This window comes from Bacteroides parvus, assembly GCF_017309675.2.
In the GTDB taxonomy this organism is placed as follows: domain Bacteria; phylum Bacteroidota; class Bacteroidia; order Bacteroidales; family Bacteroidaceae; genus Bacteroides; species Bacteroides uniformis.
In genome coordinates, this window is record NZ_CP084680.1 from 210,834 (window position 1) to 225,861 (window position 15,028).

Consider the following 15,028-nt stretch of genomic DNA (forward strand, 5'->3'; position numbering starts at 1 on the left):
CGTGATAAAGTGACAATACACTATTGGCAAGCCAACAGAAATTCTCGTTATTTGTTTCTTTCGGACTGATAATCCTGATACGCCTTCCACATATCGGGCACGCCATAGCCATAGATATTATCAGGATAATCCGTACGGTCACCGGAACGGCGCACCAACTCTATCACTTCTTTTGCCGTAAGTTCGGGACAAGCCTGCCACAAGCAAGCCACCATACCGCACATAATGGGTGAGGCAAAAGAGGTACCGTTCGCCCTTCCCTGGTTGCCGTCCGTACGTATAACGTCGGCACCCAGCCCGACGGCTACAACATCCGGCTTTATCCGATGGTCTGCCGTATTCCCTACAGACGAGAAAGGAGCCAGAACAGCTTCCTTGTCGACAGCACCCACCGTCAGCACATTTTCGGCATCGCCCGGAGGCGTAATCTTCTTCCAAGAACCGGTGCCCGAATTTCCGGCACTGCATACCAATACCATGCCCTTATCGGCTATGCGCGATGCCTGACGTGACATCAGCGCATAGTGCCCATCCAGATTGCGGAGCTTATAATTCTTGGATTTATCATCGAAAGCGTAATATCCCAATGAAGTATTAAGCACATCCACTCCCACGCTATCGGCATATTCCACAGCAGCAGCCCAGTAGTCCTGCTCTACCAGATGCTCGGAGTATTCGTCTTCGCTACGCAGCAACCAGAAAGAAGCTTCGGGAGCTGTACCGGTCATGACACCGGGGCGATTCATGGCGATGCACGAGAGCACCGCCATGCCGTGGCTGCTTTCGGCAAATATATCCGATTGGGGATTCACAAAATCCTTCGTACCCAGGATGCGGATATTCTGCATGGCGGTTATCTTGTCGGCATTGTGGAAACCCGCGTCGATAACGGCAATCGTCATTCCTTGTCCCTTGAAGCCTTCTTCGTGCAGCTTATCGCCATTGCTCAGCCGTATCTGGTCGACAGCCAATCCATAAATGCTGTCGGGATGCACGCTCGGGCGGTTTATCAGAGAGTCGCGCTCTGTCGCCATGAACGGCCCGTCACCTCCGGGAGCTATCCAGACCTTTTCCGTCTTCCGAACAAAAGGCAGGGCGGCAATACGCTCTATCAATGCAGAGTCGTTGCAGGACACTGTAACAAAATTCTCCCATTTGCCGGTAACGACAATCTTCGCGCCTTGCCTGCGAATCTCATCCACATACTTACGGCATACCGGAAGGTCTGTCGAGTCTATCGGAAGATTCTGCTTCCGGCGACGCTCAATCGCCTTTTCAGAAAGGAACGCTTCCGGATGTTCCAGCGAATACGTGGTGGCAGCCTTATCCTTCAGGCTGATACGATACTTCAAAGTATCTTGTTGTGCCGATGCTCCCGCCGCAAACAGGACAAAGGCTGAAAGAAGTACAAGTCTTTTCACAATTAGAAATTATAAATTAAAAATTAAAGAAACATCCCGATGCCCCGTTGGGAAGCGATGAATGAGCCTCCAACCACACGCCGGCCGACATAGAACACGGCAGACTGTCCTGGAGCAATGGCAGAAGCCTCCGACAAGAAGTGCACCAGCAGACGCCCGTCCTCCAGGCGCTTCACGGTGCAAGGAATAGGTTTGCTGCGATAACGGATGCGCACGGTGAGTTCTTCCGATCCAAAGAATTCGTCTTCATCCGTCAGATTCTCCTCTTCGGCCAGCATATATCCGGCCTTCAATTGTTCCGCATCGCCCAGCATCACGGTATTCTTCTGCGGATTAATTTTCAGCACATAGGCAGGTTTGCCCAAAGCTATCTCCAGGCCTTTCCTCTGTCCGATAGTGTAGTAAGGAAATCCTTTGTGCTCCCCCAGTTTGACGCCTTCCGAATTGACAAACCATCCCGGCCCCACTTCACTGTCTATCTCCGAGGAATGCTCGCGCAAGAAGTCGCGGTAGTCTCCCTTGATGAAACAGACTTCCATGCTTTCCCCTTCTTCCGCCTTGAGCGTATATCCTTTATCACGAAGATACTCGCGAACCTGCATCTTGGTGAATGCTCCCAACGGGAAGATGCATCGCTTCAACACCTCCTGCCCCAGTCGCCAGAGGAAATAGGACTGGTCTTTCTTATCATCATCCCCGGCAACAATGTAAACCTTCCCGTTCCGTTCCTCCAGACGGGTGTAGTGCCCGGTAGCAATGAACGCACACCCCAACCTGTCCGCCCACTCCGTCAGGATACGGAACTTGAATAACGGATTACACATCACACAAGGATTGGGAGTACGCCCCCGACGATATTCATCGATAAAGTTCTGAACAATAATCTGCCGGAAAGCCTCACGCTCATCTGCCACATGGTGTTCAATTCCCATACTGTCGGCAAGGTTGCGGGCTTCCACCGGTTCGTCTCCCCACACCCACATGGTGAGGCCGACTATCTCATAGCCCTGTTCCCTCAACATCAGGCAAGTGGCGGTACTGTCTATACCTCCGCTCATTCCCACTAATACTCGCTTTTCGGATTTGTTCATATTCTGCCATTCATTCATATAATCTGCAAAAGTACACGTTTTCAAGCAGAATACACAGCTTTTCAGCTAAAGAGAGAGTATTTTCATCCTCCACAGCCTTCACCTTCTTCCTCAACCTTCCTATTCATCGGCTTTTCCGGTAAGACCTCTTTCCTTCGCACTACCGCACCTCATAGGTGTTCCGGCGTTTTCTTATCAATTACGCATCTGTCTTTGATTACACCTCCTTTCCTCTTAGCATAACCATTTATGAATCAGCAGATAATCAGTGCAAAAAGAATGCAACCATTTTGCAGTGACGCTACGCCCCTACTACAGTGAGGTTAGCAGCAGGCAATTGACAGCTCCCGAGCCTTCAACGGGAAAGCGAATACAAGGTTTTTACCCGATAATCCATTTACTGCCCGGTATCAACGAGATGAGCTTGGTTGCCACGAAACAACTGATAAACGTACATACCGCTATAACCGGAATGGCAGCCACAGTGGGCAATCCCAATGTAGACTTAAACACCGACACCCACAAGCCAAGCCAGAAAATGTGCATAAGAAACATGCCGTAGCTGAGTTTAGACATTTCGGCAATGATGCGCGGAGGCTGCGGAATGCTGATACAGCCGAACAACAAAAATGTGCCTGCCGTCAACGCCACGCAATTAAGGGTACAGAAAGCCCATCCCACCTCAATGACCGGTGTAGAATGAACCACTCCTGGAACAGCCTGGACATAGAACGACCATATGGTAGCCGCCGCGCCGACCAGCATAAGCAAGAAACCGACCCGCAGACGCAAGGAGCGCCCCCAAGTAAGATGCACGCGGATATAATGTGCCAGCACAAGATAGCCTAAATAACCCGAAAAATACCATAACATGTGATATTCGTTCCAGAAACACTGTCCCCATACTTCACCAAACCAACGGTTGAGGAAAGGTATACAAGTAGAAATCAGAAACAGTCCGATGAAGAAACGTTCTTCTTTAGCCGAAACCTTCTCCAGCCACGGTGAAATGACCGGAATGAACAGATAAAGACTTATCAACGGATACATAAACCAGAAGTGCCCGGCAAGCGCAGGAAAGTTCAGCCAGATACGTGAAAGGTCGTTCAGAGATTGTTCGCCATCTATCTGTCCCCACAACATGGGCAACGTGCTATATAGTACCATGAAAAAGACGAACGGTGGCATGATGCGCAGGAAACGTTTGCGGTAAAACTGCCAACAGCTCTGTCCTTTCTTCATCGGTGCAAGCAGGTAAGCCGAAACAATCATGAACAGAGGCACAGACATACGAGAGAAACCATCATAAACTGATACCCACAACCTATCGGCCTCATTCTGAAGGAAAGACTGCGGTCCTACCATATCTGTAGAGCCGGCAGCTCCATAAAAATTCTCACTGGCATGAACCAACATGACCAAGAAGCACGCAAACACGCGCACGTAATCCAAAAAAGCAATACGTTTCATTTTATTTTAAGTTTTCTATTTATGCAAGTCAGGAGTTAAAGATGTCAGCACTTCACTACTGTCCGCATCATTCATCAATTTATTCTCTTGTATTCGGGAACGCAGATATCCTTAACCGCGCAGCTCCCATAGGGATGAGTGTGATTTCTTCTTTGTCGCCTCTCGCTGCATCCTCTTCGGGCAACACGCCACACAACCCGGTTTCATCTATTTCCCATTCGGGAACCAATCGGCCGACAGCCTTCACCTCCAAAGGTACATTGGCCACCGTAAAAGGGTAGTCGTCGGCCGGCCATGATTTACGGATTACCTCGAAGTGTTTCAAGGGTTCTGTCTTGTCCAACACCAGCGAATAATTCCACGCGCTGCCGGGATATATCTCAGTAGTGGGCCATTTTTGAGGGTCAGCATCTTTTTGCCATTTAGAATCACCGATGGCCGTTTCGCGGCTGTCTTTCTCTACATATTTCTCTGCAATCTTAAGAGAGAGCGTGAGAGGACCGTAATCCACACTTACGCTGTTTTTATTGACCTGCCAGGTGCGCATGGACAAAGACATCGGAAATGTCAATTCCACACAGTCTCCATCCGACCACTCGCGATGGATGCAGAGATACTTCCCTGCCACGGGAACCGCATCCACTTCCTCACCATTCACGCACACTTTCGCCTTTTGAGTCCATGAAGGAATTCGGAAATAGAACGGAAAGACGACTTTTCCCTCGGTAGAGACAGAAAAACGGATGTCTTCCTCAAAAGGATAATTCGTCTCTTCGTGCAAAGTGATTTCCTTTCCATCAGCTACTTTCACCACAGCTTTGCAAGCTGCATAAAGAGCCGTTGCCACTCCATTGTCGGGAGTTGCCAAAACCAGATGCTCGGCAAAGTAGGGCCAGCCTTGTGCATGATTGTGCTGACAGCAACGACTGCTGAAAGGATTCATCGAAAGAAACGGTCCGCGGTTGTCGATGCCCGGATGATGATTTTTGGAATCACTGACGACATGGTTCGGACAAGTGATGTAGCGTAACGCTTTAAAATCCGGCATCACGGCAACCGGATAAGAGTTAAATGCCACTTCTTCGCAATGCTCGGCCCATAAGGGGTCGCCCGTTATGCGAAGCATAATTTCATCGGAAGCCATCTGCTCAACCAGCCCGCAGGTTTCCACCCCTTGGCGAGGGTCGATATATCCCAAACGGGCATTCTCATCCGCCCCGAACATGCCACCGGGCACCTGCCCGAAAGTACGACGGATCAGCCGATGGACATTATAAGAGGCTTTCAGCATGGCAGAATCACCGGTCTGCATATAATAAATGGCAGGCTCACGGAAACATTGGGCAATGTTTACGTTGTGCCAGTTGGGCAAAGAGGTCGACTGAGTCCAGTCCGCAGTGTTGCGATGAATCTTTTCGGCCAATTCGAGCAAAAAAGCATCTCCCGTATGGCTGTAAAGCCAGTAAATGCTGATGATATTATCGCCTCCACGACTATTCTCCCAAAAGTCTTCCAGAAGTTGGTCGTCGGGAACCGTCATCTGCCATTTAAAGTAGTTTGTCATCAGGGCTATGACACGCTGGTCTTGAGAATACTCGTAATAAGATTGCAGGCACCAGAGCATAATCATCTGTGCCCAAAGTTCGCGTTTTCCATTGCGTTCGTTGACCGGGCCGAAATAACCGTCCGGCTGGCGACTGGCAAATACGCCTTCGATCCAGTATTTGGTTTCTTCTATCATCTTCGGATCATTCAGAATATATGCCAAACTGCTATACCCTTTGAGCCAATAGGGAACTTCCTCCCAACCATGGTCTCCACCGGTCGTAAGCCAAGCATTGTCATCCTTTTCCAACCAAGCACTGATTTCCCCTAAATGTCCGGTCAGGCCGTCGCGCTGCAACTCCAGAAATTTCCTTACCCACCCCTCGGGACGGATGCTGCCTACTGGCAATTTTATAAAGTTCAATGGACGAAGCGGGGCACGGTAACCCATATAATTAGTATTGACAGCATGTATATCCGGCCGGTCAACCACCGTCACCGTACCAGCAGAAGAGGCAGAAGTACAAGCCATAACCGAAATTGCCAATGCCACGAAAAGGAAGGCAGCCACCCATGTATATAAGTTCTTCATGTTATATCTTAATCAATGCTATTCAATAAATCCACCTTCCCTTCATTAACCAACTTCAATATCAACTCACCGAAAAGGGTGTTCTGCCAGGCAAACCAAGGGCGGGTGAAGTTGGCAGCATCATCCCTATGGAACGACTCGTGCATGAAGCCCGTACCGGCATCCGTATCCATCAGCATCTTGATGCAAGTTTTGATTTCGGCATCATCCCGGCTTGTGAAAGCTTTCATCATAATGCTCATAGGCCACACCATGTCATAGCCGATATGCGGTCCGCCGATACCCTCACCGGCTTTGCCGCTGAAGAAATAAGGATTGCTGTCGCTCCACACAAAACGGCGGGTATTCTGATAAATAGGGTCATTGACGTCTACATCTCCCAGATAGGGCATGGCAAGCAAGCTAGGCACATTGGCATCGTCCATCAGCAAATGATTACCGAAACCATCAACCTCGAAAGCATAAATGGTACCAAATTCAGGATGATTGTAGGTTGCATAGCGTTTCAAAGCCATTTCCACCTCATCGGCCAAGGCACGGCAGTCGGCAGCCAAAGCAGTCTCCTTGTTCACTGTTTCCAGAATCTCGGCAGCCTTACGCAAGGAAGTGACAGCAAAGAAGTTGGAAGGCACAAGGAACTGAAGCGTTGTGGCATCGTCCGACGGGCGGAAGCAGGACACGATAAGTCCCACCGGACGGACAGGAGCACCCAGACCATCATTGTTCAGCGTATCGAGCGCACGCTCCGTCTTGCGTTGAAATTTGTAGGGACCGGCACCCTCTTTGCGCTGCTGCTGACAAAAAGTAGTATAAATATTGCGGATGGCTTCCAGCCATTCAGCACCGAAAACCGAAGTGTCACCCGTCACCTGCCAGTAGTGATAAGCCAACCGTAAAGGATAACAAAGCGAGTCGATTTCCCATTTACGTTCATGCAGTTCGGGCTTCATGTCAGTAAGGTCACTCATCCAATGCCCATCGGGTAGCGCACCATCGTTGTAAGCATTCGCATATGGGTCGATATTGATACATTTGAACTGGCGTAGAATAACACCGGCCAGCATCTCTTTCAGTTTCGGGTCGTTATTGGCAAGCTGCACATATGGCCATACTTGCGCCCCTGAGTCACGCAACCACATAGCATGGATGTCACCCGTATATACAAAAGTATCAGGCTTTCCATCGCTGCCCTTGCGGAAGTGCACAGTAGTATCCAGCGTATTTGGAAAACAGTTGGCAAACATCCAGGAAAGCTTGCGGTTCTTCAAAAGTTTCTGTACACGGACAATCTCTTTCTCCACGGCAGTGGAACGGAAAAGTCGTTGTTTCTCTTTAGGACGGTTAGAGGTATAGTTACCGGCAGATGCCGTATTATCCTGCACGGCTACAAAGCCCGCATCGGCAAGAAGGCAGCTACTATTGACAGCCTGAACCATCCCGGCAGCCGCAGCCAGAACAAGACTGAAACAAATCTTTTTGGAATTAAGACTCATATTTCTTCTATATAAATTCGAATTGAAAATTGCTATTAGTCAAGTGGAGGGGTGGTAGCTTTCACTCCCTCGAAAGTCATGCGCACCGGCTTTATCTTTCCTTTTTTGTCAAAGTACATCCGGTCAATGCAGGTGGCACGGCTGTTTGCTGCCGTTTCTCCCAACGGGCGACGGTGGTAAATGATGTACCATTCGTCCTTACCTTTTCCACGCACCACTGAATGATGTCCGGCACCGGTAGCCACATCGGCATCCTGCTGAAGAATGATTCCCTCGCGATGGAACGGCCCGAAAGGAGAGTCGGCAATGGCATAGGCCACACGGTAGTCGGGACTTCCCCAACCGCCTTCCGACCACATGAAGTAATACTTTCCGTTACGTTTCAACATGAAAGGACCTTCCACATAGTCCTGAGGAGTCACTTCTTTATAGACTGTGCCATCATCAAAAGGAACGACACTAAGTAAATCGGAAGACAGTTTCACGATGTTGCAATGCCCCCATCCGCCATAGTACATATAGTAAGTGCCATCGTCATCACGGAACACAAACTGGTCGATGGGCTGTGCGCCATTCACAATTTTATCAATCAGGGGCTTGCCCAACACATCTTTGAAAGGACCTGCCGGATTGTCTGCCACAGCCACACCGATGCCGCCAATCTCAGAGTTGTTCTGTATATCGTTCCCTCCGAAGAAAAGATAATAGCGGTCATTGGCCTCGATAACAGCCGGCGCCCACAAAGCACGGCGCAACCATGGGATATTTTCCTTTGAAAGCACGCGTGGATGTTTGGTCCAATGCACCAAGTCGGGCGAAGAATAGGCATCCATAAAAGTCTGTTCATCATAAGGAGCGGAATATGTAGGATAAATCCAGAACTTCCCGTCCAGCACTACTCCCTCAGGGTCGGCATACCAACCGGGAAAAATCGGATTGCCGCTACGTTTCTTTTGAACTTCTTCACCAGATTGCGCATAAACGGAAGAAGAGGAGCAAAACAATGCCAAGCAGTAAATAGTAAGTTTCTTAAGTTTCATGGTAAATAGGGTTTTCAAACAGTGATTTATCGTAAAAGAGAGAGGGTGTGTCAAAACGTTTTTCAGCTATCACTCCGTCAGACATTCGGCACACCCTCATCATTAATTGCTATGGTTTTGGCTTTGAGGTCACTTCTTCTTTTTAAGCGTTTTCGAGAAGGAGTAAGGAGCATCCTCCTCTCCTGTCCCACGCAGTTTGTTGGGCACATTGTCCATAGTGAAGCGCAGTGAGGAGCCGTTCGTCAGTTGCTCGTGTGTCAGAAAGTTGCGTGTATAGTCAACGCCATCCACAGTGAGTTTCTGCACGTAGCGGTTGGCACGACTATTTTCAGGAGCTTCAATCGTCACAGTCTTACCATTTTCCAAATGCAGACGTACAGAACGGAAAAGAGGAGCACCCAGCACATACTGGTCTGTACCCGGACAGACGGGATAGAATCCCAAAGCTGAAAACACGTACCAAGCAGATGTCTGGCCGTTGTCCTCATCACCGCAATAGCCGTCGGGATTGGCATTGTACATACGCTCCATAACCTCACGCAGCCAGTACTGCGCCTTCCACGGCTGGGAGGAATAATTATAGAGGTAAATCATGTGCTGTATAGGCTGGTTGCCGTGAGCGTAGTTACCCATATTCATGATCTGCATCTCCCGAATTTCGTGGATGACACTGCCATAATAACTTTCGTCGAACACAGGCGGCAACACAAACACGGAATCCATCATCTGGTTGAAGAAGTCCTTGCCACCCATCAGGTCAATGAGTCCTTGCGGATCGTGAAAAACCGACCATGAATAATGCCAACTGTTTCCTTCGGTGAAGGCGTCACCCCACTTCAAGGGATTGAACGGCGATTGGAATGTACCGTCTTCATTCTTGCCGCGCATCAACTTATGGGCAGGGTCGAAAAGATTCCGGTAGTTCAGCGCGCGTTTGGCAAAAGGAGCCAGTTCTTTCTTCGACTTGCCGAGCGAAAGTCCCAGCTGGTAGATGCACCAATCGTCATAGGCATACTCCAGCGTACGGGCTGCATTCTCGTTGATTCCCACATTATAAGGCACGTAACCCAGCTTATTGTAATACTCATGTCCCAAACGTCCGGTAGAGGAAACCTCGGGATGCACTTTCTCCGTACCGTTCTTCACAGCTTCCCATAATGTCTCGATGTCGTAGCCGCGCAGTCCCTTCAGCCAAGCATCTGCCACCACAGAGGCAGAATTGTTGCCCACCATGCACCCACGGTGTCCCGGACTGGCCCATTCGGGCAGGAAACCGCTCTCCTTGTAAGTATTGGCCAACCCTTCCTGCATCTTGGCATTCATGGATGGATACATCAGATTAAGGAAAGGGAAAAGACAACGGAAAGTGTCCCAGAAACCGGTGTCGGTAAACATATAGCCGGGCAGCACCTCACCATTATAGGGGCTGTAGTGCATTACCTGACCTTGCGCATCTATCTCGTAGAAACTGCGCGGGAAAAGCACCGAACGGTAGAAACAAGAGTAGAAAGTACGCAGACGGTCGAGGTCGGTATCCTGCACTTCAATGCGGCCCAGTACCCGGTTCCATTCGTCACGCCCAGCTTTCGCCACCTCTTCAAGCGTCCGGTCACCCAGTTCCTTCAAGTTCAACTCGGCCTGCTCGTGACTGATGAATGAGGAAGCCACACGTACATTCACCTGCTCGCCACGGAGGGTATGAAAACCTATGATGCCACCGGCATGATTGGCACCTGCCTCGGTGGTACGGGGGGCAATCTTTCCGTCCTTCACGGCAGCAGTATAAGTAAAAGGCTTATCGAACTGCAATACAAAATAGTTCTTGAAATTGCTTGGCACACCACCACTGTTCTTGGTGGTGTAGCCTATGATTTTCTTTTCAGCCGGAATGATTTTCACAAAAGAGCCATTGTCCATGGCATCGATCACCACATAGGCTTCCTCCGTTTCAGGGAAAGTGAAACGGAAGGCAGCGGCACGCTCGGTAGGAGCAAATTCCGCCGTCACATCATGGTCGGCAAGATAGACTTTATAATAATAAGGAGTGGCAGTCTCGGCTTTATGAGAAAACCAACTGGCACGCTCGTCCTGGTCGAAAGCCACCTTTCCGGTGATAGGCATAATGGCAAACTGTCCGTAATCGTTAATCCACGGACTGGGCTGGTGTGTCTGCTTGAATCCGCGAATCTTGTCGGCATCATAAGTATAAGCCCATCCATCCCCCATAGTACCGGTCTGTGGTGTCCAGAAATTCATACCCCAAGGCATTGCCACAGCAGGATAAGTGTTGCCCGTAGAAAGGGCATGCTTGGATTGCGTGCCAACCAAGGTGCTGACGTAATCAACAGGAGTAATCGGCTCGTCAACCGGCAGTAAGGCCGCCTGCATACCACCTACAAGAAGGAGGGCGGTTCCCCATGCAAAAAGTCTTTTCATTCGTTTAATAGATTTTGTCATTGTTTATTTCCAATCAGCTTGCCTTCAAGCATTTTCATGTAATATCCGCCTACTACCGAGCGGGCCTTGAAGCCACGCCAGTTGGGCTTGTCGGTAAACACCCAGTCGGACATAGGCACGCGGTCTATCGTTTCGTTCATGAACTTATGCAAGGGGACGATGAATTCACGGAAAGTGGCCAGGTCAGGAGCCATTGTAGCAGTCCACATGATCCAGTCGGTCTTGGTATAAGTCTCACGACTGTCCAGAGGCAAACCATAAATATTCTGCTTCGTCAGATAATAAGGTATCTCCATTTCTGCAATTTTTGTGTCAAAGATATTCAGTCCGAGCAATTTATCCCAGACAAGGTTGTACTTCTGGCTCCAGGTACCCGGCTTGTCAAAGGTCAGACGATAATGGCCACCGTCGTTGGCCATACGTTCCCACTCAGCCGCCATCTGACGGGCCTTCGTTGTATAGCTTTCGGCAACATCCTTCTTGCCGAGCATTTCGGCCAACCGGCCATAAGAGGCCACCCCTAAAATTGCCTTGATGGAAAGATTCGTGTTATGGGCAAAGTGTCCGGCGAAGTCGTCGGTACAGAGCTGGTTCTCAGGATCGAGTCCCTTTTCCACCAGATAGTCGGTCCAGGTGGTGAGCACTTCCCAATGTTTGGCCGCATAGCCGGCATTGCCCTCTACGGCAGCAATGGCAGCCGTAAGAATCAGCATGTTTCCACTCTCCTCAACCGGCATATCGCCTCCGTAAACCTGTCCGTTGGCAAGAGGATAGGTACCCAAATCATGGGCGGCGAAGGGCTTGGTCCATTTGCCGCTTTCACTATAATGGAAGATACCGTTCATCATGCCCTTCTCCAGTTCAGGATTATAGATCAGATAGAGGGGAGCCGAGGGGTAGGTCAGGTCCACCGTATTGATACAGCCGTTACTGTTGTTTTCCTTCGACAGCCACAAAAGGTCACCGTTGGGGGCTTCCACCAGCTTGTGGGCGGCAATGGACTGACGGTAGGCCAACGCGCAGAGTTCGGCATATTCCTTGCCGCCTACGGCAGAAGCATCCTCCATTAACTTTTTATCGAAGACATAGCAGCGTGCCAGCAACTCGTCATACTCATTGTAGGCGGCCAGCATTTCCGACTCGATGGTACGGTCGCCTTTCGAGTTCCAGTAAGGACGCAAGTTTGTACCGAAGTATTGGATGGAATAGATGTCGTCATATCCCAGCATTATCTTATCGGTAACCTTCCTCACTTTACCATAGTCACGCACCAAGGCCATATTCCCGTTGCTGTCCTCACCCGCAAGCGAAGCTGAATTAAAGGTGCCGTTCACGAAGTTCTTGCGCAGTTCGGTACTGTTGCCGATGCTGTATGCTGTGTTTTCTTTACCGGAAACCATGTAGAAATATCCCCAGTCAATGCGAAGGTCATCGCCCTGCTTAGCCAGGATATTCTGCTCTTTGCTTCCGCTCTTCAAGTAAAGCAGCCCGTCAGCTTCATATCCCTCGCTTGCAGATTGCTGGTAAGGCTGGTCGAGCGCCCAGCGCGGCGAGGCCTCAAAGTACACCTCCACATCGTGTTCCTTGCCATCACGGGCAGCAACACTGTAAGTAAGGTAATTCACGGGGCGGCTCAACAGCTTCAGGTCTTCCATGAAAAGAGGTGCCGTGAAAGTGACTTTCAAGTCGACATCACCACAGGTAAAAGCGTAGTGTGTCTGCATGGGCTGCACGTCGGCAGAGGTCTGCACGGCTGTGTTGCCAAACACGGTTTCCTGATGTTTCGGAATCTGCAGGCCGAAGTCGAGCAGACCGTTGCCGACCGGATTGATACACTCGGCGGCAATGATGTTGTCTCCTTGTTTCAAAGCAGCCAAAGCCTCATCGGAAAGTTTCACGACTTTGTTCTTATTGCATGTGGTTCCCGTACTGTGTATCTTCACTCCGTTGATATAGAATACGGCATCATCATCATTGGAGAATTCCAGATAGACAGGTATGCCGGTCAAATCGCGGTCGATATTTACCGTACGGCGCACCCAAATATTGCGGGTCCCCCATTGGGTCTTGGCTGTAGGCTCATTTTCTTTGGTACCAAAGGCACCACGGTCCGACTTCCATCCGGAATCATTGTAATCGGCAGATGCCCAGTCGCCAGCGGGCTTGTCTGTGATATACCGTCCAGTCCAGTCCCCTTGCTGAGAGGTGGGCACGATTGCATTCATCTCCAATTCTTCAGTCCCCATAAAACGGTAGGAAACACCGTCTACCTTCACCACGCCAATCAGAGGGAAATCCTTACCCGTCCAATGGCGAACGGGGCTGTCATAAAGGTTATCGCTCATGGACCATGCACTGGCATAAGGGTCGATGGTAACAAGCGGGTAGGCTGGAGCTCTCAAGTCATTCTTGACGACTTCATAAGACGTATCCTTGTCACTGCACGCAAAAAGGCATGATGCCAACAAGGGGTATAAAAGCTTTTTTCTCATATCGTTTGTATAATTATATATGTTAATATTGATGCCCTCTAACGAATAAAATTACGATACTTCATTCGCATTAAAAAATTCTTGATTGCAAATATCCATTAAAGCACCAATATATAAAGACACATACTGCTCTATAAAAGAAAAAAACTGTTCAAAAAGCCCTGTACAAGCTTCTTTTATTACTTTTTTGTGGGTCTAGCATTATAATCCCCCATACACGCTTAATCCTGCTTACTCTTGTTCGAGGGTTTCTGCATACGCTTATTCAGGCTGACAGGAGTACCTAAAACCGGGAAACCTCTTTCATCCCATGATATTTTCTGTATTCGTGGCGACCTCAGTTCGCCACTGCCGATTACTCCATTGGGCAGATTTCTGGCGTGATACAACACGTACCACTCGCTGCTGTCGGGCGATGGAACAAACGAAGCGCCGCCAGGTCCCCATACACTATCATTCATAGACAAAGAAAATACCGGTTCCTTTTCCTTGACCCATGAAACCGGAGCCAACAAATCGGCATCCGCATCGCAGTGCAATAATCCCACACAATAGTAAGGTGTCCAACATCCGCTTGCCGAATACAAGATAAACAACTTGTCGCCATTGAGCGACTTTATAAAATATGGAGCTTCATTGACATATATCGGGTAGGCCGTCCTACTGCCATCAGGATTTATCCATTGTCTTTCCCAACTGAATGTAGGCTCTGAAATCATCACCCTTTCACTGCTGAGTGTCCACGGATTTTTCATGCTTGCTATGTATATACACTGAGTCTCTTCCATCACTCTTCGTTGAGACCATCCGCTCCAAATAAGGTATTGCGTGTTGTTATGCACGAACGTTGACGCATGTATTCCCCAGTTCCAATCTATATTGGAAATAATCGGTCCCTTTTGCTTGAATTCTCCTGTCATTGGTGTCTCTGCATCATTTTCAAGCACAAATATCTGATGGTTGTCGGTATTACCGTCATCCGCGGCATAATATATATACCATTTATTATTAATCCTATGTATCTCCGGTGCCCATAAGTTGTGCCTTCCCACATCTTCTTTCGGTCTCCACACTTCTTTGCATAAAGAATTTCCCATGTCTGTTATATCATCGGCTTCCCATAGCAATATCCTATCGTTCGTTTCATGCGTATAGTAATATTTTCCTTTATAAAAAATAGCTTGCGGATTATGCCCTGAGGATAGAATGGGATTTTGAAACGTGTTCGAAACGCAATCATTATTTTCTGAAACTTTATGCAGGCATGAAGTCACACTGCATATCACCATGATTATAGCAAAGACTAAACTTTTACGCATATCAAGATTAGATTTAATGAAATGAGTTGCTATCAATATCAAAAGACGCACACAAAAGTAATAAAAAACGTATAAATAGGGCTTTTTGAACAGTTTTTTTCTTTTATA

9 protein-coding genes are annotated in these 15,028 nt (G+C 48.8%); all 9 read right to left on the reverse strand.

Annotated features, from left to right (window positions below; translation table 11 throughout):
- Positions 1-47: 47 nt before the first annotated feature.
- Positions 48-1,421 carry a S8 family peptidase gene (locus JXR92_RS00885; RefSeq protein WP_098032180.1) on the reverse strand — a complete coding sequence of 458 codons (1,374 nt, stop codon included), beginning with the start codon at positions 1,419-1,421 and terminating at the stop codon, positions 48-50.
- Between the two features lie 23 nt (positions 1,422-1,444).
- On the reverse strand, positions 1,445-2,512 hold the full coding sequence (gene mnmA, locus JXR92_RS00890) for a tRNA 2-thiouridine(34) synthase MnmA (protein WP_098032197.1): 1,068 nt from the start codon (positions 2,510-2,512) through the stop codon (positions 1,445-1,447).
- 381 nt (positions 2,513-2,893) lie between these two features.
- Positions 2,894-3,982, reverse strand: a complete 1,089-nt coding sequence (locus JXR92_RS00895; RefSeq protein ID WP_117600803.1) for an acyltransferase — start codon at positions 3,980-3,982, stop codon at positions 2,894-2,896.
- A gap of 79 nt (positions 3,983-4,061) precedes the next feature.
- The gene (locus JXR92_RS00900) at positions 4,062-6,119 is read right to left on the reverse strand and encodes a beta-L-arabinofuranosidase domain-containing protein (RefSeq protein ID WP_138344915.1); all 2,058 of its coding nucleotides are present in this window, start codon (positions 6,117-6,119) and stop codon (positions 4,062-4,064) included.
- Between the two features lie 8 nt (positions 6,120-6,127).
- Positions 6,128-7,612, reverse strand: coding sequence for a glycoside hydrolase family 125 protein (locus tag JXR92_RS00905; RefSeq protein ID WP_138344913.1), 1,485 nt, complete (start codon positions 7,610-7,612; stop codon positions 6,128-6,130).
- Between the two features lie 35 nt (positions 7,613-7,647).
- Entirely contained in the window at positions 7,648-8,652 is a 1,005-nt protein-coding gene (locus tag JXR92_RS00910; RefSeq protein WP_098032184.1) for a glycoside hydrolase family 43 protein, read from the reverse strand.
- A 129-nt stretch (positions 8,653-8,781) separates the two neighbouring features.
- Positions 8,782-11,088 (reverse strand): GH92 family glycosyl hydrolase, encoded by a 2,307-nt coding sequence (locus JXR92_RS00915; protein ID WP_138344911.1) that lies wholly within the window; start codon positions 11,086-11,088, stop codon positions 8,782-8,784.
- 17 nt (positions 11,089-11,105) lie between these two features.
- Positions 11,106-13,601: a glutaminase domain-containing protein gene (locus tag JXR92_RS00920; protein ID WP_138344909.1), complete on the reverse strand. Its 2,496-nt coding sequence runs from the start codon at positions 13,599-13,601 to the stop codon at positions 11,106-11,108.
- A 221-nt stretch (positions 13,602-13,822) separates the two neighbouring features.
- Positions 13,823-14,920, reverse strand: a complete 1,098-nt coding sequence (locus JXR92_RS00925; RefSeq protein ID WP_138344907.1) for a glycoside hydrolase family 43 protein — start codon at positions 14,918-14,920, stop codon at positions 13,823-13,825.
- Positions 14,921-15,028 lie beyond the last annotated feature (108 nt).

Excerpts from the sequence above, each read along its gene's own strand:
- mnmA (WP_098032197.1), bottom strand. The coding sequence starts at position 2,512 with ATGAACAAATCCGAAAAGCGAGTATTAGTGGGAATGAGCGGAGGTATA.
- JXR92_RS00895 (WP_117600803.1), bottom strand. The coding sequence starts at position 3,982 with ATGAAACGTATTGCTTTTTTGGATTACGTGCGCGTGTTTGCGTGCTTC.
- JXR92_RS00900 (WP_138344915.1), bottom strand. The coding sequence starts at position 6,119 with ATGAAGAACTTATATACATGGGTGGCTGCCTTCCTTTTCGTGGCATTG.
- JXR92_RS00905 (WP_138344913.1), bottom strand. The coding sequence starts at position 7,612 with ATGAGTCTTAATTCCAAAAAGATTTGTTTCAGTCTTGTTCTGGCTGCG.
- JXR92_RS00910 (WP_098032184.1), bottom strand. The coding sequence starts at position 8,652 with ATGAAACTTAAGAAACTTACTATTTACTGCTTGGCATTGTTTTGCTCC.
- JXR92_RS00915 (WP_138344911.1), bottom strand. The coding sequence starts at position 11,088 with ATGAAAAGACTTTTTGCATGGGGAACCGCCCTCCTTCTTGTAGGTGGT.
- JXR92_RS00920 (WP_138344909.1), bottom strand. The coding sequence starts at position 13,601 with ATGAGAAAAAAGCTTTTATACCCCTTGTTGGCATCATGCCTTTTTGCG.
- JXR92_RS00925 (WP_138344907.1), bottom strand. The coding sequence starts at position 14,920 with ATGCGTAAAAGTTTAGTCTTTGCTATAATCATGGTGATATGCAGTGTG.